Source organism: Limibacter armeniacum (assembly GCF_036880985.1).
Taxonomy (GTDB): domain Bacteria; phylum Bacteroidota; class Bacteroidia; order Cytophagales; family Flammeovirgaceae; genus Limibacter; species Limibacter armeniacum.
In genome coordinates, this window is sequence record NZ_JBAJNO010000008.1 from 1,517,957 (window position 1) to 1,539,511 (window position 21,555).

The following is a 21,555-nucleotide window of genomic DNA, read 5'->3' on the forward strand; positions in this document are numbered from 1 at the left end:
AAGGAGTTACCCGCCAAAGCAGATAGCCTCCTGATGAAGCAGTGTTATAAGTGCAGTTATTTGGTCTCAATTTTATTACCTGAAATTTTTTCCTGTAAACTCTGGAAGATGACATACATGGCAGGGATGATAAACACGCCGAAAAGGGTACCGATCAGCATACCACCTGCTGCTGCAGTACCAATGGTGTTGTTACCGGCAGCACCTGCTCCTGAAGCAAGAACAAGCGGCATCAGACCAACTATAAAGGCGAAGGACGTCATCAGGATTGGTCTGAGTCGGGCAGCAGCTCCATCAATGGCAGACTGTATGATGCTCTTACCATCTTGCCTTCTTTGGAGGGCAAACTCCACAATCAGAATGGCGTTTTTCGCAAGTAGACCTATCAACATGATCAAGGCTACCTGTGAGTAGATATTGAACTCCAGTCCAAGTAATTTCAAGAACAGGAATGCTCCGAAAATACCTGTTGGAATTGGAATCAGGATGGCAAATGGTAGGATGTAACTTTCATATTGAGCTGAAAGGATAAAATACACAAACAGCAGACAGATGATAAAGATAAAAGTCGCTTGTCCTTCCGAAAGAATTTCTTCCCTTGTCATGCCAGACCAGTCATAGGTAAAACCTCTAGGCAACGAAGATTGGGCTGTTTCCTGAACTGCTGCAATGGCATCTCCCGAACTGTAACCTGGAGCGGCAGCACCGTTGACCAAAGGAGAATTAAACAGGTTGAATCGGGTAAGCTGCTCAGGGCCATATACCTTCTTGATGGATGCAATGGCTGAAAAGGGAACCATTTCTCCCATCTTGTTTTTGACATAGATATCTAATACATCTTCGGGTTTAGCCCTGTATTGTGGCAGGGCTTGAACCATTACCCTAAACAGTTTGCCGAAGCGGTTGAAGTCGGAAGCATAATAACTACCAAAATAAGTTTGGAGGTTCAGAAGGGCATCTTGTACCGTGATGCCTAGCTTCATGGCATTTTCAGCATCGATTTCCACTTCGTATTGTGGGTAGTTAGGGTTGAAAGTGGTGATCGCATAGGAAACTTCCGGACGTTGGTTAAGAGCGATCAGAAAGTCTTGAGTCACTTTTGCCAATTGGGAAAGTTCGCCACCTGTTCTGTCCTGAAGTCTTACCTCAAAACCACTGGAGGTACCAAAACCTGGAACAGATGGAGGGGGAAATAGCAGTACCTCAGCATCAGTGATCTTTTTGAGCCTAGCATTGAGTTTGGCGATTACGCCAAATACAGTTCCTGCTCTACCGGGCCTTTCTTCCCAAGGTTTGAGCAGGACGACACCCAAACCAAAGGAGGAACCTGCCGCCCCCGAGAGTAGGCTATACCCCGTAAGTGTGGTGACGGTTTTTACTTCTTCCATTTCATAAGCGATATTCTGGACTTCTTCCAATACCGCTTGTGACCGTTCCAGTGTAGCACCGGGAGGACCCGATACATTGACAAAGAATACTCCCTGATCTTCAATAGGGATAAAACCTCCTGGTAGGATTTTATTGATGCCCCAAATACCTGCCAACGCAACTCCTAGTAATGCTACAGCAATCACTTTCCTTTTCATAATGGTGGACAGACTGGATTTGTAGCCATTTGTGGTTTTGTTAAATCCTTTATTGAACCCATTGAAAAACTTACCGAGTATTCCTTTTCTGTTACCATGGTGCTCTGGTTTAAGGAAAAGGGCACAGAGTGCTGGAGAAAGTGTTAAGGCATTTACTCCGGATATAACAATTGCCATTGCCATGGTGAGGGCAAATTGTGTGTAGAATACACCAACAGGTCCTGTCATAAAGGTTACAGGGATAAACACCGCAGCCATTACAAGGGTAATGGAAATGATGGCTCCTACAATCTCTTTCATGGCTTCTTTCGTAGCTTCTTTGGCTGAAAGTTCCGGGTTGGACTCCATTTTGGCATGGACAGCTTCAACTACTACAATGGCATCATCGACCACAATACCAATTGCAAGAACCAAGGCAAAAAGCGTCAGAAGGTTAAGGGAGAAGCCAAACAGACTGAGGAAAAAGAATGTACCAATTAATGATACTGGAACCGCAATACCAGGAATCAGTGTAGATCGGAAATCCTGAAGGAAGATAAATACAACTATAAATACCAGTATAAATGCTTCTATCAATGTCTTGACCACTTCATGAATAGAGGCATCCAGAAACAATGAAATATCATATGGGATTTCATAGACCATACCACTCGGAAAAGAAGTCTGCTGCAATTCTGCAAGCCTGTTTTTGATGTTCTCAATAACTTCCTGAGCATTCGAGCCTGGTGTCTGGTAAAGCATTACAGAGGCTGATGGTCGCTTATTGGTACGGGATACCATATTGTAATTCTCTGTACCCAATTCTATTTCCGCTACATCTCTTAGGAGCAGTTCTGTACCATCAGGGTTGGCCCTGATAATGATGTTTTCATACTCACCAACACTTTCCAGCTTACCTTTGTATTTTAGGATATACTCCAATACTTGAGGTTCCTTGAATGAACTTTCCCCAACCTTACCTGGAGCAGCTTCCAGGTTTTGTGAATTGATGGCACTGATGATATCAGTAGCAGAAAGGTTGTAAGCAGCCATTCTGTCGGGTTTGAGCCAAACCCTCATGGAGTAATCTTTACCACCCATCAGTGTAGCATCACCTACACCAGAAACCCTTTTCAACTCTGTCACGACGTTGATGTTGACAAAGTTGTATAGGAATGTCTCATCCATGGATGGATCATCACTGTAAAAGGCAATGAACATCAGCATACTGTTCATCCGCTTTTGAGTGATGACACCCAAGCGTGTTACTTCGTTAGGCAAACTACTGGTGGCGGTCGCAACTTTGTTCTGTACATTTACAGCCGCAATGTCAGGGTCGTAGCCCAGTTCAAAGAATACCTGAATGTTGGTGGTTCCATCATTACTACAGACGGTATTCATATAGGTCATTCCTTCTGTTCCGTTGATGGCATCTTCCAAGGGAATTGCTACAGCTTTGGCGCAAACTTCAGCATTGGCACCAGTGTAGATAGCTGTTACGTTTACAGAAGGAGGTGCAATGTCTGGGTATTGAGTAACAGGCAGCCTGACGAGGGAGATAATCCCAACCAGGGTAATAAGTATGGAGATCACCGTTGAGAGGACGGGTCGGTTGATGAATGTCTCTAGCATAGTGAAATATAGTTATGCAATGATGTGAGCCGATTCTGAAAGTAATGTCCCATTTATTTGTAAGCTGCCGTGACAATACTGTCCATGGACATCATATTGGGGGAAATTGTCATACCTTCTTGTAGTCTTTGAGTGCCCTCATAGACCACTTTCTCACCGGGTTTTACCCCATCATTGACGATGTAGAAAAGGGAAGACCTGCTTTGTGGAATAAAGTTGCGGCTTTGGACCTTGTTACTGTCTCCCAACACATACACATAGATTTTGTCTTGCAGCTCATAGGTAGACTTTTGTGGTACAAGGATGACATCTTTGCGCATTTGTGTTATGCGAATTTTACCCGTTGTATTGGTTCGGAGTAAGGTGTCAGGGTTCGGAAACAGACAGCGAACCGAGACAGAGCCTGTTTCTTTGTCAAACTGTCCTTCAATAGTTTCTACCTTTCCTCTGTATGGATAAGTGGAGCCATCGGCCAATATCAATTCAACTTCCGGACGCCTTTCAAACCCTCTGTCATTTTCCCCTTTGAGTGACCTTGTATAATCCAGAAACTGTGCTTCCGATACATTGAAATAAGCGTATATCTGAGAGACATTGGAGACTGTGGTCAGGAGTGTGTTGGCACTGATCAGGCTTCCTACTTTGTAAGGGATAAGGGAAAGGATGCCATTCACAGGGGATTTGATATAAGTATAGGATAGGTTTATTTTAGCATTGTTGAGTTGGGCTTCAGCTTCTTTGATCTGGGCATTGGCAGCACTGAACTTGGCTTGTGCCGCATCTAGTTCAGTAGAGGAAACCACATTTTTTTCTACCAATGGTTTGAGTCTGTCAACTTCAACCTGAGCACTTTTAGCATTCGCTACAGCAGAACTGTATGCGGCATTGGCTTGGGCGACACTAGCTTGGTATTGCTGATCTTCAATTTTGAAAAGAGGTTGCCCTTTTTTAACAAGGTCCCCCTCATCTACATATATCTTTTGTAAATACCCTTGTACTCTGGCTCTGATTTCAACATTCTGTACGCCTTGAATGTCTCCTACGAAATCGTAGTAAACAGGTGCGTCATATTGTTTTAGCGTAATTACAGGAAACGTCCCCGCTTCTTGCTGTTGTGGAGGCTGCTTTCCTCCGCAGGCGCAGAGACAAAGTGTAGAGAGTAGCAACAACAAAGCGTTGTGTAGTCGTAGTTGCATAGCTGGGTGGATTGATTGCAGAGTGAACATAGTGCAGGATGTGGATCTTCTAACACTGTGCGTTTTCATGTAAGATAATGAAAAAAATAATATTTAGTAATGTTGTAAAGTATTGAAATAGAGTAGGATTGGTTAGGTGTTTTTCTGAGAATAGGGAGATTGTATGTAAGGTTATTTTAAGGTGGGAAATAAAAAAAGAGCAGCTACTCAAGTAACTGCTCTTTCAAATTCAATATATATATTTTCGTATTAGAATCTTCTATATGGGGAGCTATAGAATGGAGAACTTCCAAAAGGAGAGTTTCCGAAACCGCTGCTGAATGCAGGATTGTAATAACCATTAGGAGTTCCTGAAGCGGTCATGATTCGTCCACCAATAGTAACCTTGTCACTGACCTTGTATTCAAGTTGTAAGTCAACTCCTTTAAAATCATTACTCTTCATAAATGGAGAAGTCTGTCTCATATTGTTGTTCTGGTAGAAGACTGTCCCACTTATGGTCAGCTTATCAGTAGCCTGATAGGAACCTTGTACATAATAGGTGCTGCTTACAAACCCACCATCTGTTTTCTGAAAGCCTTCACTGGTCAGTACAGGTGCTCCGTACAGTTGTGTGTATCCAACAGAGAGTCCAGCGCTGATAGAAAGCTTTGGGGTAGCCAAGAATCGCATGCTTGGTGATACCTGAGTAGATGAATATGAGCCCCATCCGTTGGAAACACCAAAGCCTGTTCCCAGTTGCATTCCAAATTCAGGTTGCAACATCTTAGGTGGTTCAGGTTCTTCAACATAAGTGTATTCCGTTTCAGTTTCTTGGGCTTGAGCCTGCTGTGCGGTAAAAAATACCAATAAGCCGAAAAGAATGAGGTATATTTTTTTCATAGATTACCTGTTTTGAACTTTCAGATAGAAATATATTAATAAAAAACTTCTCCACCTCAGATCTTAAACAAATTTAAGTCTTTATAACCTTCAAATAGGGTAGTGTGTTTTCTTTGAAAAGGTTTTGTGTTTGTAGGGAATTTTATGAATTAATGAATTATTATTTCTGTAATATAGCTATATTGTAGGTGTTAATTCGGTAACAAACACTATTACAGGATTAATTAACCATTAAGCCAAATTATTTCATGAAAAAGGGTAGTGCTTCTGGTTTTGATCGTCTGATGACGTTTGCTAAACGTTTGGTTTCTATTTCAGAAGAGGAAATGAACTATGCTTCCAGCTTGTTGAAGCCTGTGAAAATTACAAAAAACAGTCACCTGATACAGGAGGGGCAAGTGTGCCAGCATATTGCTTTTATTAATGCTGGATATCTGCGCATATATTATCATGACAAGCAAGGGGAAGTGACCAGGGACCTGAATCTACCGGGTACTTTTATTACAGCTCTTACCAGTTTTATCACCCAACAGCCTACAAAAGAAAATATTCAAGCCATTTCTGATTGTGAGTTATTGATGATCCATCGGGATGATGTAATGACCTTATATGAACGCTATCCAAAATGGGAGCGATTTGGTAGGTTGATTATTGAACAGATGTATATTGAAATACAGGAACGCCTTTATGCATTTATCAGTGAGTCTGCTGAAGAACGTTACCGAAAGCTGTTGGAAAATCAACCTGAAATACTTGAACATATACCTCTTAGGTATGTGGCGTCTTATTTGGGGGTCACTCAGCCGTCCTTAAGCCGTCTCAGAAGGCAGGTGATTGGATAATAATTCAAGTTTAATAGCTTAGTTATGACCTTTTTAACATATGGTAATAGCGAAATGCGCGCTCTTCCGCATCTTTATCCTATCATAATAATTGAAACGATATTACAATATTGTACCTCTTCCATTTAACTATTCTAGTGTTTTTTAGGGGTCTGCGTCCTTGTATCATCAAATTCATTTGGTGAGACGGGTGTTACTCGGGACTACTCAAAACAGGTAAAATGCATAATTGGGATTTCTGACTAGATATGACAATGATAGTGGTCTGTCTGGTGGCATTTGCCTTAGCCATTGGATAGAAACAGTAACACCTCTTGGACGCTTTTTGAAAAATATTCTAATGAAATGTCAGCTATTTTGAAAGGTAATTGAATCCATATTCTAGAACTTAAGCAACAGATATTGAAGCAACCTTTGGATTTTTTTCAAGGGTTGCTTTCTTTTTGTACAAGCTGAAAATATAGGTTGAAAGGCTTCATATTGGTTGAATTGTTGTATTCTATTTGTCTTATCAATGAAATTCTTATTTATTCACATTGATAAAATAACCCTGATTTAGAGCAGTCTAATTTCAGGTAATAACAATTGACCACATCAATTCTAAATTCCCTATGTTTAATCAGTTTACAACAGGTCTGGCGCTAAGTGGAGGAGGGGCAAGAGGACTGGCACATATTGGTGTATTGCAGGCGCTAGAAGACTATGGTATCAAAGTCGATATGGTTTCAGGAACTAGTATGGGGGCTATTGTTGGTAGTTTGTACTGTGCGGGTTACTCTCCGATTGAAATCTTGAATATTGCACAGGAAAAACGCTTTGTCGGATTTTTTAACCTCAAGATAGGCAAGTTTGGCTTACTTAAGACCGATATGTTGTTTAGGATTCTGTCTGAACTGATTCCTGCAGACAGTTTTGAGTCCTTAAAGATCCCTATGAATGTTTGTGTGACGAACCTGAATACTGGTGAGTATGAAATTAAAAGTGAGGGAAATCTGATTCCATATATTGTTGCCTCTTCATCTATTCCAATTGTTTTCAGACCTCAGGTGATAGGGGATACAACATATATTGATGGTGGACTGGCTAACAACTTGCCTGTAGAGCCGCTCTTTACTTTTTGCGATAAGGTGATCGGGGTTCATGTTAACCATAAGCGATTCATAGAAAAGGTAGGAGGTATCAGGTCAGTGGCTGAAAGAAGCTACCAGTTGGCAATATGGCAGACGGTAAAGGACAGGCTAGCTGCTTGTGATCTCGTTATAGAACCTAAAAAGGCTCGTGACTTTGGAACATTTGAGTTCAGTAAAGCAAAAGAGCTTTTTGAAATAGGTTACATGGAAGCCGAAGATGTGATCTATAGGATGACGAAGGGTTTGAATTTGGGTAAAGTGGATGATTTGATTAGAAGGAAATCCCTGATAAGTGAGGGAGAAGAAAATAAACTGTAAAAAAAAGGAAGCTGGTTATCAAATCCAGCTTCCTTTTTTTGTGATAGCTATTCTGCAAACTGTTGCAGCATATAAAGAACAGGACTTCCTGATTTGATAAATACCCCAGGTTTTCCAATAGGAGCATCAACAGTAATGCGTGTTCCTTTTTTAATTTCATAGTCCTTGCTACTCCATAAATGTACCCAATCTCCCTTTGGAAGGTAAATGTTTACAGTGGAATCTGCCTCGTTCAAAACAGGTGCAACCATGATTTCATCTCCTAGCATAAACTGCTCATTGGTAATGCTGTAAACATTCTCATCATTAGGATAATGTATAAATGGATGCCTTACGACAGGTAAACCTTTATTGGCAGCTTCCTGCATCAGTTTCTCCCTATATGGAGCCAATGAAGCATACAGGCGGGCAAAGTTTGCAAAATGAGCAATGGTTTTCTTGTTGCTGTATACCTGAACGTTTTCTTCAGGTTTATTGCCCTCATGTGTACGGAAGAAAGGTGTAAAGGCACTCAGCTCTACCCATCTCATGAGTAACTCTTCATTTCGGCTGTAGTCAAATGGCCAATGAGGAATGGTTGTGTAACCTCCTATATCGCTATGATTGAGGCTAAAGCCCGATATACCACTACTCAGCATGGCCGTTACAGCACTCTTGATACCGTCGTGCTCATCCCAGCTTACCAACTGGTCACCTGTGTACATGAGGGTAGTTTCTCCAGGGCTTCTTGTAAAGCCCGCTCGGGTAAAGAATACGGCTTCACCTTCTAGGTTATTTTCTTTGATAACTTCCCTGTTTACTTCTGCCCATTCTTCTGGGTATCGGTTGTGGAAGTTATTGGCAGGCGTTCCATCCCAAAGCAAGGCATCATATGGTAACGCTTCACCAAAGTCAGCCATCCAGCCAGAAAATCCCTTATCAATAAGTTCTGTTTTAATTACATCTTTAAGCCACTGACGAGCATCATCATTGGTCAGGTCAATCAATGAGGCAAAGCTACTGCTACCTACTTCTGAATGGTAAGGCTTTAGGGCATCATCAGTAACGAGATAGCCTTTTTCCTTAGCCTCAGCATATAGGTTCCTGCGAGCATTATCTTTTTTGTCAACATCAATCAGGAATGGGTTTACGTATCCCAAAAATCTGATATCTTTCTTTTCAAAAGAATTTTTCAGCGCTTCCCAATCAGTATAGTGGTCATGATCCAGTTCCCAGTTCCACCAAAGGTCAGGACCATTGCTGGAAGGGCGCTGTCCTGCCCAATCCTGAAGCCAGAATCCAGCAATTGGAACGTTGTATTGTCCGAGTTTACGATATATCTCTTTTACTTTTTCAGTTCCACCTTTCAATCCAATGATCGCACCTTCCTGTGTCCAATGAGGAAGAATAGGCATTCTACCTGTATAGTCAGTGTACAATTCGATCAGTTTAGCAGGAGTAGAAGCACTGAGGATCTGTCCGTTCATGATACCTGTGTAAGACTCTATCTGAATAAAGTCATCAGGTCTCATGTCGAAAATCGTGTATTCCGTATTCTCCAAAAACAGCGAATGCATCTTACTGGTGATGTAGTGAGGAACACCCGCATAAGTCGTGTGCCATTCACCTCCAGCATCAGAAAACAGGTCTGCAAGAAATGTCAGGGGTTGTAATCCTCTGCCAGAACCTTGTTCACTTACCAGCACAGGCAGTCTTTTGCCTTTAAGGTCAAAGTAGCTGTACTGCTCACCAAAACCGAAAAAGTGCTCATCCTGTGATGATTCATAAGTCAGGTACAGCCTGTTGGCTTTAAGATAATCTGTAGTCAGGTGAAAGCTCAGGCGCTTGTTGTTTTCGTTTGACTCAGAAAATACTAGTGTATAGCCAGTCTCAAGCCCTTGAGCATTGCTTAAGGTACCTTGCATCATCAGACTTTCGTCAGGCATCATTTCGATTTTCTCAATGCTCTGGTCATTCCAGATACACTCTTTTTCTTCTTCCACGGCAAAGCGCCCGACAACTTGCTTGAACTCAGCTTTTCCGGTTGCAGCTTGTACAAATGAATGTCCAGCAACAGACTGCCAGATAATTCTGCCAGGATTATCCTGATGCGAGATAATTAGCTGATCATCTTTAAGTAGAATGTAGAATTTACCAATAGCATACTTAACCTTCGTAATATCTTTACTGATGGTTAAGCTACCCTCTACCGGGTCTGGTATTGATTTAGGAAAAAATATATATCCCGCCGTCACAATTAGTACGACAGTAATTAGGCAAAGAAAAATACTGATGGTTTTTTTCATCCTCTAATCGTTTCATTAGTATGAAAAAATGTATGTGCTAAGAAAACGTTATTACAGATAATTTATTGGTGTATAATACAATTTAATATATAAATAATGAAATTAACTCTTTGTTCATAATGTCTGAAAGTTTCTGGACAGCCTGTTTCTATTTGTTTTTGACAAGATAAAGCATGTTATGGAAGTAAAAGTTGTAGCCTTTGATGGAGTGGCAGCCAAACAATTTATAGGTGAAGTCGCAAAATTACGTATTGAAGTGTTTAGAGCTTACCCTTATCTCTATGATGGGTCTGTAGCTTATGAACAGGAATACCTGCAAACCTATTTGGATGTGATGGACAGTATCGTGGTGCTGGCTTTTGATGGAGAAAAGGTGGTAGGGGCTTCTACAGGAATTCCAATGAAATCAGAAACAGAGAACGTGAAAGGTCCTTGGGAGAAGGCAGGCTATGATGTGAGCAAGATTTTTTATTTCGGGGAGTCTGTATTGCTGCCTACGTATAGAGGGAAAGGTATTGGAGTTGAATTCTTCAATAAAAGAGAAGCGTGGGCTCAGCAAATAGATGGTATAGAGATGACGACTTTCTGTGCAGTAGTCAGAGACGAAAATGACTTGAGAAAACCCGAAGGATATATTTCTTTGGATGCCTTTTGGCAAAAGCGGGGTTATAAAAAAATGGATAAGCTCTTGTGTGAAATGAGTTGGCAGGAAATAGGTGAGGAAGAGGAAAGTTCCAAAAAATTGATGTTTTGGAATAAGCGGTTAGAAAAATAAAAGTAAAAAATATCCTCTCCCTATCAGGCTAGGAAGAGGATAAACAATATAGATCGATTAGATTAATGTGGCTTCATATCCACCAACCAAACTGTATGCCTCTGCATCAGGCATGTTTTGCTTGACCCATTTGAGCGCTTGCATACTTCTGCCGCCTCGTTGGCAGTAAAGCACAATCGGTTTGGAGGTGTTTAATTCGTTATGTCTTAAAGGGATTAGCGTAAGTGGAATATTGATCCCACCAATATTGCCATTCTGATGTTCATATGTCTCTCTTACATCCACCAGTTGCAGGTCTTTCCCTGAAAGTTGCCATTGTTGGAGTTCGCTGTAAGTGATTTCATCATGGTTCTTCTTAAACTTAGGCTTTTCGCAGAATTGCTCATAGTCTGAGAACTCCTTGATTTGGGTGTTTTTCTCTACTTTTTTAAACTTAAAAGTATTCCACTGTAAGGTAAGTGTGTCCAATACAATCAATTTGCCGGAAGCGACCTCTCCAATACCTGTAATCACCTTAATGGCTTCGCTGGCTTGCAGACATCCTATAATGCCAGGGAGCACCCCAACAACACCAATCTCAGAGCAGGAAGGAACCTCACCTTTTTGCGGGGGCTCAGGGAATAGACATCGGTAAGTAGGTCCACCTTGATAGTTAAAGACACTTACCTGTCCTTCAAACTTGTAAATGGCACCAAATACCAAAGGCTTATTGGTAATGACACAGGCATCATTTACCAAATACCTTGTCGGAAAGTTATCAGTACAGTCAATTACCAGATCGTACTCTTCGATCACAGAAAGAATATTCTGACTAGTCAGGTGAAAGATGTATTGGTCAAATTCAACCAATGGGTTCTGTGCCTTGAGTTTTTCAGCTGCGATCTTTGCCTTAGGATGGCCAATATCAGCAGGGGTAAACAGTACTTGTCTCTGAAGGTTGCTAAAGTCAACCTGATCTCCATCAGCAATTCCGATGCGTCCTACTCCAGCAGCGGTTAAATACTGTAGGACAGGACAGCCCAATCCGCCAGCACCTACTACCAACACATTAGCATTTTTAAGTCTTTCTTGCCCTTCCATTCCAATTTCTGGTAAAATCAGATGGCGGTCATATCGACGTTTTTCTTCTTCTGTTAGCATAGTAACTTTATAGGAAGTTAAAATTGATTATGGCAAGATACGCATTGTCCTTTCAAAAGTCACTTAACTTTCTTTGTAAAAAATGGAACCTGTTGGATATGGACTTGAGAGTGTAGATCTTGTAAAAAGTAAATTTTTTATTGAATACAACTTTAAACAAGATGATACGACTTTTTCAGATAGATGCCTTTACGGATACTCAATTTAAAGGCAACCCTGCGGCAGTATGTCCCTTGGATAATTGGCTAGATACAGAGGTCATGCAGCAGATTGCAGCAGAGAATAATTTGGCAGAAACAGCCTTTTTCGTTCAGAAAGGGGAATACTTTGAGATTCGTTGGTTTACGCCAACAGTTGAAGTAGACCTTTGTGGACATGCGACTTTGGCGTCTGCTTATGTGCTTTTCAATGAGTTGGGATATGAAGCAGATACAATCCGCTTTTATTCAGAAAGAAGTGGTGATTTGGGAGTAAGCAGGCAGAATGACTGGCTGACATTGGACTTTCCTGCTGATGTTGTTGCTCAGGTAAATATCACGGCAGCATTTGCTGATGCATTGGGAGTAGCGCCAACGGCTATTTACGAGGGCAAGTCTGACTTCATGATCGTAGTCGAGTCAGAGCAAGACATTAAAAATCTAGAGCCAGATATGTCAAAGGTAGCCCAGTTAGGCAATAGGGGTGTTATTGTGACAGCGAAAGGAAATGAAGTAGATTTTGTTTCGAGATTTTTTGCACCACAGTCTGGTATCGATGAAGATCCTGTGACGGGGTCTGCTCATACGACTTTAGCACCCTATTGGGCAGGAGTGTTCGGTAAAAGCGAGCTGACAGCCAAGCAACTTTCTCAACGAGGTGGAGATCTTAAATGTCAAGTTGTACAAGATCGGGTGTTGATCAGTGGAAAGGCGTGTAAGTATATGGAAGGTAGCATCTCCATTTGATATAGCATTTCAAAACGAAAAGTCTGGTTACTGTACTTGCAGTAACCAGACTTTTTTTGGCTTCATTTTTATAAATCTAGTTTAGCCATCAGGTTCTTGAAGTTACTTTTCCACTCAGGATTTTTGACTATATAGTTTTCTATTCCCATCGCATTTAGCTTGAAGGCTGTATCGGTACTGTCCTGTCCACTGATAACATTTACTATTGATTTAGGGGAAACATCCTTGATGAACTTGAGAATTTCTTCACCATTTGTGTCTGGTAGGAAGTAATCCAAAAACACAATGTCCGGTTTGGTCATTTCACAGTAAGAATAGAAAGGTTGTGCACTGGAAAAGGAATCTATGATGGGATTGTTTTCTGATTGATCCAATAACCAGGTTAAGTGGAATGAGAAGAGTTCGTCATCTTCAACAATGGCAACCTGCTTGCGGTGTACAGGCGGGTGTTTGGGTTTTATAAACTTAAAGAAATGCCACAAAGGAAGTTTCTTGTTTGTAGAGCGGATAGCCGCATCCAATACATTGTCAATATCTGGCTTTTTCAAATCTCTACGTTTCATCAGGTAATCAGCTCCTTGTTGCTTGGCTACAGCAAGCTCATTGACATTTTCAGCATTGGAAAGACAAATAACAGCTGCATCAGGAAATACGGATTTAGTGAATGCGATCAGGTTATTTTCTTTGTAATGAGAGAGTTTTTGGTCAAGAAATATTATATGTGGCTGCTTGCTTAAAAGAAAGGAGTGACCTTTTTGAGCGGTATTGGCAAGTGTAACATCTTTGACAGATGGCGTAACCCAGTCATTGAGCTTTGAGCCAAAAACAGGGTCGTGCTCTATAATTAATACAGATAGGTTATTCGACTTTAGCATAGTGTTCTAGTTTTTAATTTCTTTCAATGCATTTTCGAGGTAGTGGATAAGCTTGTTTGCTTGTGGCTCAATATCTTCGGGGACCTCAGAGAGGGAGGTAATTTCGACTTCTTTGGCCAGTTCATAGCCAGATTTAAAGTTCAAGCTGCTTAACGAACCTGCAATAATATGCGCTTTCTGGTTGACGGATTTCCATTCTTTATCGTTCAGAGCCTCTCTTAACTCATGGATATAATCAGGAATTTTCCGGTTAAAGACATCCAACATTGCCTTTATAAAATCAGGACCTTCTTCTGTCTCTATATTTTTGAGGATTTCCAAAAAGTCATCTGAACTACCGTGGTTTCGGTTATTTTTGGTCAGTGTGTCCACTTTTTTGCCATACTTAAGAATGGTGTTGACCAGCTCTTGCTCAGAGTAGGGCTTGGTGATACAATCTACCATACCATGTGCGATGGCTTTGTTTTTTTCTTCTACAGCGGAATGAGCTGTACAGGCTACAATCGGTACAGACTTATCTACTTTTTCCAGTATGTATTTCGATGCTTCGAAACCATCCATTTTAGGCATTTGTAAGTCCATCAGAATGATATCATATTGCCTTTGCTTAGCTTTCTCAACGCCTACTTTTCCATTTTCAGCCAGATCAACAATTCCGTTATTTTTTGAAATATAAGTGGATGCTAAAATTTGGTTATGCTCATTGTCTTCTACAATTAATACCTTTAGGTTATCAAGTTGACCGATTTCATTCTTTTCAGCAATCACCTCTTCAATGCTCATATCCAAGCTATTTACAAGAGGGAAATTAATCTCAAAACTGATTTCGCTTCCTTTACCTACTTTGCTTTTGATTTTGAGTTGACCGTTATGAAGCTGTACAAGCATCTTTACGATGTTCAGTCCTAATCCAGAACCTCCGTATTCTCGGGTAGTGGAGCTTTCTGCTTGTGTAAACCTCTCAAAAATGCTTTGTATTTTTTCTTTGGCAATCCCAATGCCTGTGTCCTTGACCTTGAAGGATATTCGCACATGCTTTTCACTTTCCTTTTTCAGAAATGACATGACTTCCACATTCCCTTTTTGTGTAAACTTGATGGCATTGCCAATCAGGTTGACGAGTATTTGCATCAAACGGGTAGAGTCTCCCAGCACAAAGTCTGGTATTTCGTGATCGACTATTGAAATAAGCTTGATCTGTTTGGTTTTGGCTGTCTGTGAATTAAGCTTTACTGTGTCATTGATCAGCTTTTTGATACTGAATGGCTTTTTTTCAAGTTCAAGCCTACCACTCTCAATTTTGGATATGTCAAGAATGTCATTGATAAGGACGAGCAGGTTTTTGGAAGCAATGGTGATAGTGTCTACATATTTCGACTGGATTTGGTTAAGGGAAGATTTTTTAAGGAGATCTGTGAAACCGATGATGGCATTTAGGGGTGTTCTGATCTCGTGGCTCATATTGGCAAGGAAAATATCTTTGGCACTAGCCGAACACTCAGCCATTTCTTTTGCTTCTTTCAGCTTTTTCTCTAGGGTTTTCCGCTCTGTGATTTCATGGTGTGTTCCGTACATCCATAAAGGTTGACCATCTTCTGTCCATGATGCTACTTTGCCCCGATCATACACCCAAATCCAATGTCCATCCCGATGTTTCATTCTTGACTCGAAGTTGTAAAACTCCGTTTTGCCCTCAAAATGGTTTTGAAGTGCAACGGCGCTTTTCTCTAGATCTTCTGGGTGAGCAAACCGAGTCCAAGTATCAATTGAAATAGGAGACAATTCTTCCAGTTTGTAGCCAATAATATTAGCCCAGCGTTCATTGAAAATGGTTTCCCCTGTTTGAACATTCCACTCCCAGGTACCTAGATTGGTTCCTTTGATAACATAATCCAACCGCTTACGCTGTTCTTCGAGCTGTTTCTGTATCAGGATTCTTTCAGTAATGTCATAAGCTATTTTAATGATTTTACTGATGTGTCGTCCTCGGTCTTTTACAGGTATGTAGTAACTCTTGATCCAAACAGCAATCTCTTTATTTCCTTTCAGCCTAAACTCTTGATGTTGTGGAATGCCGTTTTTTAGTTTTTCCCAAAACTCATGGTAGGAATCACCATTAAAATCATTTTCAAAAAGTAACGATTGGTGATCTTGGTTTTCTATGTCTTCTCTTTCAAATCCCAATAGTTCTAGAAACTTCTCATTCAGGCTCAGGATTTTGCCTTCAGGTGTGAGTTCCATCCTCAATACTGAGGAGTTGATAGCATTCAGCTCTGCCTCGTATTTATCTTTCAGCTCGTACTTTTCCCTTAGCTGTTCTACTGTGTCAAGTGCAGATCTTACTTCGTTAATGTCGTGAGCAATCACGAAATACTCATCAGTAGCTGTGTTTGGGTAACAAGTCCAATGCATCCATTTCCATTCCTTGTTTTTGGTTATACATCGGTTTTCAAAACCGGTAGAGCTTTCTCCATGTCTTAATTTATCGAACTCTGCTAGTGTTTCTGCTCGGTCTTCGGTATGTACTAAGTCCGAAAAAGATTTGTTTTTGAGGTCCTTATCATTCCACCCTAATACTTTAGTAAAACTGTTGTTCAGTTTTTTAAAATGCCCATCATGGTCTACGATGCAAAACAGGTCCAATGACATTTCGAAGAACCGTTTGTATTGAAATAGCTCCTCATGAGCAGCGTATTGTTTGCTGACATCTTTTCCTGAAATATAGCACAGTTCTTTTTCGAACCTGAAATTCCAGATGACATTAGAATCCAGCATTTCACTGCAATTACATTTCAACCTGCTGAATGGTGTTGACTGCTGATCTAGGAGAATTTTTTGGAATGTAGTTTGGTCATCAGGGTGAATAAGTTCTATAAACTTCACCTTTTCAGTAAATGAAGTGGTTATACCAAAATGTGTCTTGAAAGCGGGATTGGTTTGAAGTAGAAAGCCTTCACTATCAGCGATAGCAAAAAGATCGCATGAAAGCTTAAAAAACTGTTCATACTGGTTGTTCATAGCAATAATTTCTCTAAGCGGTTGATGGTAGAAACTTGGTTTTAGCCTTGTTGAGAATGGGTAGTCAAAATGGTTAGTAGGTCGGTTGTGTTATTCTTAAAATAGCTTGTTAGAGAAGTGGTAATGTATACTCTTAATAAAAGTTAATGAAATTAAGCTAGTACTACAACAAAACAGAGTTGTAGGGCCATAGTGAAGTGAGGTAAAACAATCCTTTATCTTTCTTGTTGTGCTATGGAGAGACCCTAAATGGGTTTGTAAATCGAAACATTTCATTCATTTTAACTTAAAAACAGAGTTTTGAAAAAGTATCTGATTTTAATGATCGGTATGCTGGTGGCGTTGGCAAGTTGCTCATCAGACAAAAAAACAGAAGAAAAGACGGAGACTTCAGCTGTAGCCTCTAATGAGACACAACCCAAAAAAGTACTTTTTGTGGTTACAAGCCACGGACAAATGGGCGATTCTGGTGAAGAGACAGGTTTCTGGCTGGAAGAGTTTGCTGCTCCATATTATGCCCTGTTGGATGAGGGGGTAGAGATTACTATTGCATCTCCAAAAGGTGGACAACCACCTGTCGACCCAAGAAGTAAGCAACCAAATGCGGCTACTCCTGCTACAGAGCGTTTCAATAAAGACGAAAAAGCGCAAGAGCAATTGGGTAATACCAAGGTATTGTCTGAGGTAAATCAAGCAGACTTTGACGCGGTCTTTTATCCGGGAGGTCATGGTCCGTTATGGGATTTGGCAGAAGACAAGCATTCTATTGCATTGATTGAAGCATTTTATGCTAACAACAAGCCTGTGGCAACAGTATGTCACGGACCTGCGGTACTTAAGAATGTAAAAGGAAAAGACGGGAATTATCTTGTAGCAGGCAAAAAGGTAACAGGCTTCAGTAATGAGGAAGAAGCTGCTATCAAGTTGACAGAAGTAGTGCCATTTTCTTTGGAGGATATGCTGAAAGAAAATGGTGGAGAATATAGCAAAGGGGATAACTGGCTGCCTTACGTAAAGGAAGACGGCTTACTGATTACAGGTCAAAACCCTGCATCTTCTGAATTGGTGGCAGAAAAGCTGTTGAACCAATTGGCTGAATAAAGCGAGATTTAGTTTCTAAATTAGAAAAGCCTTTGTTTTCAATTGTGAAAGCAAAGGCTTTTTGCCTTATAGGCAGGGTGAAATAGGATGATTGAATGTGTTGATATGGCTGTAAGACCTATTTGTGACCTTAACCTTTAAAAATATTAGGTATTATCTTGTATAAGATAGGATGTTTTTAAGCTGAAAGTCTCCCTTTATCTGAATTAGTTGTTAACTTTGCAACCTCTAAAATTCGGATAGAAATATGATTTATATTTGCAGAAGGGAGTATTTCAATGCAGCACATAAGCTGTATAACCCTAACTGGTCAAAGGAAGAAAACGAGGCGTTCTTTGGTCCTTGTGCTAATGAAAACTGGCATGGACATAATTTCGAGCTTATCGTAACAGTAAAGGGTACACCAGATCCTGACACAGGTTACGTGATGAATATGAAGCACCTAGGTAAGATCATCAATGAACATATCATTGACAAAGTTGATCATAGGAACCTCAATATGGACGTCGATTTCCTGAAAGGGAAAATGACAAGCTGCGAAACGCTGGCCATGGAGTTCTGGAAGATTCTTGCCCCTATGGTGAAAGAATTTGCCCCTAATGCAGACTTGCATTGTATTGAATTGCACGAAACAAGAAAGAACTTCGTGAGGTACTACGGGGAATAATCCACCAAGTGCTGGAGTTAAGAAACAACTGAATGGCTGGATGGGTGAGTGGTGAAATGACCATTCAACTGTTCAGCCATTATTTTTATCTGAAGCTGTTTTAGCTACAAAACTTTATGCTGAACTAACATGAAATACTATATCATAGCAGGAGAACGCTCAGGTGATCTGCATGCTTCCAACCTGATGAAGGAACTCAAGAAACGAGATGAGCAGGCTGAATTCCGCTGTTGGGGAGGTGATGAGATGGAGAAAGCAGGAGGGACACTCGTGAGACATTACCGTGAAACAGCTTTCATGGGAGTGTTGGAGGTTGTCGCCAACCTGAATAAGATCCGTGGTTTTTTGAAAGAGTGTAAGCAGGATATACTGGATTACCAACCTGATGTGGTAGTACTGGTGGATTATGCTGGTTTCAATATGAAGATAGCAGGTTTTGCCAAGGAACATGGCTTCAAGACCTTTTACTATATTTCACCGAAGGTCTGGGCATGGAATCAGGACAGAGCCAAGAAGATCAAGAAAGTGGTGGACCGCATGTTTGTCATCATGCACTTTGAGCAGGATTTTTACAAGAAATATGATTATGAGGTCGATTATGTAGGTAATCCGCTGTTCGATGCAATCTCCCAGTTTGAGCCTAATGAGCACTTCTTGGAAGAAAATGGTTTGAGTGAAGACAAGCCAATAATTGCTATTTTACCCGGAAGCCGTAAACAGGAAGTGACAAGCATTCTGCATACGATGCTGAGTATTGTACCTAAATACAGGGATCAGTATGAGTTTGTGGTGGCAGGGGTTGATAACCTTCCAGATGAATTGTATGCAGAGGCTCGTGCCATGAATATGAAAATAGTGGTGGGTAAAACTTATGACCTGCTTTCATATGCACAGTCAGCTGTTGTAACTTCAGGGACGGCTACCTTGGAAACGGCATTGTTCGAAGTACCTCAGGTAGTGTGTTACAAAACGAGTTGGGTGACATTCTATCTGGCTAAATTGGCTATAAAAGTTGATTTCATCTCTCTTGTCAACTTGATTGCAGGGAAAGAAGTGGTAAAGGAGTTGATTCAAGGAGAATTTACGGCTGAAAATCTGGAAGCTGAACTACTGAAAACATTAGGCGGTGAAAGAGACAGAATCCTGAAAGATTATGCAGAGATGAAAGCCTTGATCAAGACTGAAGGCACATCCAAGCGTACGGCAGCCCTAATGACGCAATACCTTACAGAAAAGAAGTCTAGTATCTAACATCTAGTATCTAAAAAATGAATTTCCTATCAGCAGAAAATATATCGAAGTCTTATGGTGACAAGAAGTTGTTTGAAAATATCAGCTTTGGCTTGGAGCAAGGACAAAAAGTGGCATTGGTTGCCAAAAACGGATCTGGTAAAACAACTTTGCTGGATATCATTACGGGCAAAGATACGCCTGATACTGGTAGTGTAGCCGTCAACAATAATATCAATGTAGCTTACTTATCTCAGGACCCAACTTTCAATGAGTCCGAAACAGTATTGGAGCATGTCCTAAAATCTGACTCCCCAATTTTGAGAACAGTTCGCCGATACGAGGAAGTTTTGGACAGACAATTGACAGACACTTCGGGCAAGGCACTGAAAGATCTGGAGAAGGTAACTGCCGAGATGGAAGAGCTGAAAGCTTGGGATGCTGAGGCAAGGATCAAGCAGATATTGGGAGTGCTGAAAATTGAAAACCTGCATCAGAAGATCAAGGAGCTTTCAGGAGGGCAACGCAAGCGTATAGCCATGGCAAAAGTGCTGATTGATGAGCCTGATTTGCTGATCATGGACGAACCTACCAACCATTTGGACTTGGACATGATCGAGTGGTTGGAACAGTATTTGGTTAGAGCAAAACTTTCGTTGTTACTCGTTACGCACGACCGTTATTTCTTAGATAGGATTTGTGATGAGATTCTAGAGTTGTCTGATGGTACAATGTACCGCCATAAAGGGAACTATTCTTATTATATTGAGAAAAAGGCTGAACGTGAGTCAATGGAGGCTGCTTCTGTAGACAAGGCTAAAAACCTGATGCGCAAGGAACTGGATTGGGTTCGTAGAATGCCGAAAGCCCGTGGTACCAAGGCAAAATACAGAATGGATGCCTTTGATGATTTAAAAGAAAAGGCTACCTCAGGCAAACGTGAAGATAAGTTGCAACTGAGCGTGAAGATGTCCCGAATGGGTAAAAAGATTATGGAGCTGAAGAATCTGGACAAAAGCTACGGCGACAAAAAGATTCTGGATGACTTCAATTACATATTCAAGCGCAAAGAACGTATCGGAATTGTTGGTAAAAATGGTGTAGGTAAATCAACTTTCCTGAATATCCTGACTGGCAAGGATTCATTGGATAAAGGAGAAATTGAATATGGCGAGACAGTTGTATTCGGATATTATTCTCAGCAAGGTATTGAGCTGACAGAAGACAAAAGAGTTATTGATGTTGTAAAGGATGTGGCGGAAGTAATTCCGATGGCAGATGGTAATAACCTAACAGCATCACAGCTATTGCAGCGATTCAACTTTCCTCCTGAGCAACAGTACGCTTATGTGTCAACCTTGAGTGGTGGAGAGAGAAAAAGGCTTTACCTGTGTGAGGTGTTGATGGATAATCCCAATTTCCTGATCCTTGATGAGCCTACCAACGATTTGGACCTTCAGACCTTAAGCATATTGGAGGATTTTCTGGAAGAGTTTCCTGGTTGTCTGTTGGTAGTAACACATGACCGTTACTTTATGGACAAGTTAGTGGATCACCTGTTTGTGTTTGAAGGCGAAGGGAAAGTGACTGACTTCAATGGTAAATACACTGATTACCGTGACATTCAGGAGGAAAAAGAAGCGGAAGAGAAAAGATTGGAAAAAGAGCGTAAAAAACAGGAAAAAGAAGAAAAGCCTGTAGCGCCCAAAGCAGAGCAGAAGCGCAAACGCTCTTATAAGGAACAAAAAGAATATGAACAGCTAGAAACGGATATTGAGCAACTGGAGGCTGAGAAGGAGGAACTTAACAATAAGCTGAACGGTTCCGTAACTGACCACGCCGAATTGATGCAGATTTCTCAGAAAATAGGCGAAATTATTGATCTGATTGATGAGAAAATGATGCGTTGGCTGGAGCTGGATGAACTTAACGGTTGATACGAGCATCAACCAAAT

At 40.9% G+C, this 21,555-nt stretch carries 15 protein-coding genes; 8 read left to right on the forward strand and 7 right to left on the reverse strand.

Translation table 11 applies throughout. The features are described from left to right. Positions 1-56 precede the first annotated feature (56 nt). The 3 genes from V6R21_RS12285 to V6R21_RS12295 form a co-directional block, all read right to left on the reverse strand. Complete coding sequence (locus V6R21_RS12285; RefSeq protein ID WP_334243910.1) at positions 57-3,197, reverse strand: efflux RND transporter permease subunit; 3,141 nt, start codon at positions 3,195-3,197, stop codon at positions 57-59. 53 nt (positions 3,198-3,250) lie between these two features. Next, positions 3,251-4,393 carry an efflux RND transporter periplasmic adaptor subunit gene (locus V6R21_RS12290; protein WP_334243911.1) on the reverse strand — a complete coding sequence of 381 codons (1,143 nt, stop codon included), beginning with the start codon at positions 4,391-4,393 and terminating at the stop codon, positions 3,251-3,253. Positions 4,394-4,642: 249 nt separating this feature from the next. Beyond that, positions 4,643-5,275: a hypothetical protein gene (locus tag V6R21_RS12295; protein ID WP_334243912.1), complete on the reverse strand. Its 633-nt coding sequence runs from the start codon at positions 5,273-5,275 to the stop codon at positions 4,643-4,645. A gap of 248 nt (positions 5,276-5,523) precedes the next feature. On the opposite strand from V6R21_RS12295, the gene V6R21_RS12300 reads away from it, so the two are divergent. After that, positions 5,524-6,117 carry a Crp/Fnr family transcriptional regulator gene (locus tag V6R21_RS12300; protein ID WP_334243913.1) on the forward strand — a complete coding sequence of 198 codons (594 nt, stop codon included), beginning with the start codon at positions 5,524-5,526 and terminating at the stop codon, positions 6,115-6,117. Between the two features lie 611 nt (positions 6,118-6,728). Continuing rightward, a complete protein-coding gene (locus tag V6R21_RS12305; RefSeq protein WP_334243914.1) occupies positions 6,729-7,565 on the forward strand; it encodes a patatin-like phospholipase family protein in 837 nt (278 codons plus the stop codon). 47 nt (positions 7,566-7,612) lie between these two features. Here the strand turns inward: V6R21_RS12305 and V6R21_RS12310 are convergent, their stop codons facing one another. After that, complete coding sequence (locus V6R21_RS12310; protein ID WP_334243915.1) at positions 7,613-9,850, reverse strand: alpha-glucosidase; 2,238 nt, start codon at positions 9,848-9,850, stop codon at positions 7,613-7,615. Positions 9,851-10,028: 178 nt separating this feature from the next. Here V6R21_RS12310 and V6R21_RS12315 point away from each other — a divergent pair, with 178 nt between their 5' ends. Then, entirely contained in the window at positions 10,029-10,625 is a 597-nt protein-coding gene (locus tag V6R21_RS12315; protein WP_334243916.1) for a GNAT family N-acetyltransferase, read from the forward strand. Positions 10,626-10,682: 57 nt separating this feature from the next. Here the strand turns inward: V6R21_RS12315 and moeB are convergent, their stop codons facing one another. Continuing rightward, the gene (gene moeB / locus V6R21_RS12320; RefSeq protein WP_334243917.1) at positions 10,683-11,765 is read right to left on the reverse strand and encodes a molybdopterin-synthase adenylyltransferase MoeB; all 1,083 of its coding nucleotides are present in this window, start codon (positions 11,763-11,765) and stop codon (positions 10,683-10,685) included. Positions 11,766-11,926: 161 nt separating this feature from the next. Here moeB and V6R21_RS12325 point away from each other — a divergent pair, with 161 nt between their 5' ends. Further along, positions 11,927-12,709 (forward strand): PhzF family phenazine biosynthesis protein, encoded by a 783-nt coding sequence (locus V6R21_RS12325; protein WP_334243918.1) that lies wholly within the window; start codon positions 11,927-11,929, stop codon positions 12,707-12,709. Positions 12,710-12,777: 68 nt separating this feature from the next. Here V6R21_RS12325 and V6R21_RS12330 read toward each other — a convergent pair whose 3' ends face one another. Both V6R21_RS12330 and V6R21_RS12335 read right to left on the reverse strand, forming a co-directional pair. Continuing rightward, positions 12,778-13,584 (reverse strand): response regulator, encoded by an 807-nt coding sequence (locus V6R21_RS12330; RefSeq protein ID WP_334243919.1) that lies wholly within the window; start codon positions 13,582-13,584, stop codon positions 12,778-12,780. A 6-nt stretch (positions 13,585-13,590) separates the two neighbouring features. After that, complete coding sequence (locus V6R21_RS12335) at positions 13,591-16,602, reverse strand: PAS domain-containing protein (RefSeq protein WP_334243920.1); 3,012 nt, start codon at positions 16,600-16,602, stop codon at positions 13,591-13,593. A gap of 300 nt (positions 16,603-16,902) precedes the next feature. On the opposite strand from V6R21_RS12335, the gene V6R21_RS12340 reads away from it, so the two are divergent. The 4 genes from V6R21_RS12340 to V6R21_RS12355 all read left to right on the forward strand — a co-directional run bounded on the left by V6R21_RS12340 (position 16,903) and on the right by V6R21_RS12355 (position 21,537). Then, the gene (locus tag V6R21_RS12340; RefSeq protein WP_334243921.1) at positions 16,903-17,703 is read left to right on the forward strand and encodes a type 1 glutamine amidotransferase domain-containing protein; all 801 of its coding nucleotides are present in this window, start codon (positions 16,903-16,905) and stop codon (positions 17,701-17,703) included. A 247-nt stretch (positions 17,704-17,950) separates the two neighbouring features. Then, positions 17,951-18,370: a 6-pyruvoyl trahydropterin synthase family protein gene (locus V6R21_RS12345; RefSeq protein ID WP_334243922.1), complete on the forward strand. Its 420-nt coding sequence runs from the start codon at positions 17,951-17,953 to the stop codon at positions 18,368-18,370. Positions 18,371-18,499: 129 nt separating this feature from the next. Then, entirely contained in the window at positions 18,500-19,621 is a 1,122-nt protein-coding gene (gene lpxB / locus V6R21_RS12350; RefSeq protein ID WP_334243923.1) for a lipid-A-disaccharide synthase, read from the forward strand. Between the two features lie 17 nt (positions 19,622-19,638). Then, positions 19,639-21,537: an ABC-F family ATP-binding cassette domain-containing protein gene (locus V6R21_RS12355; protein ID WP_334243924.1), complete on the forward strand. Its 1,899-nt coding sequence runs from the start codon at positions 19,639-19,641 to the stop codon at positions 21,535-21,537. Positions 21,538-21,555: the final 18 nt, after the last annotated feature.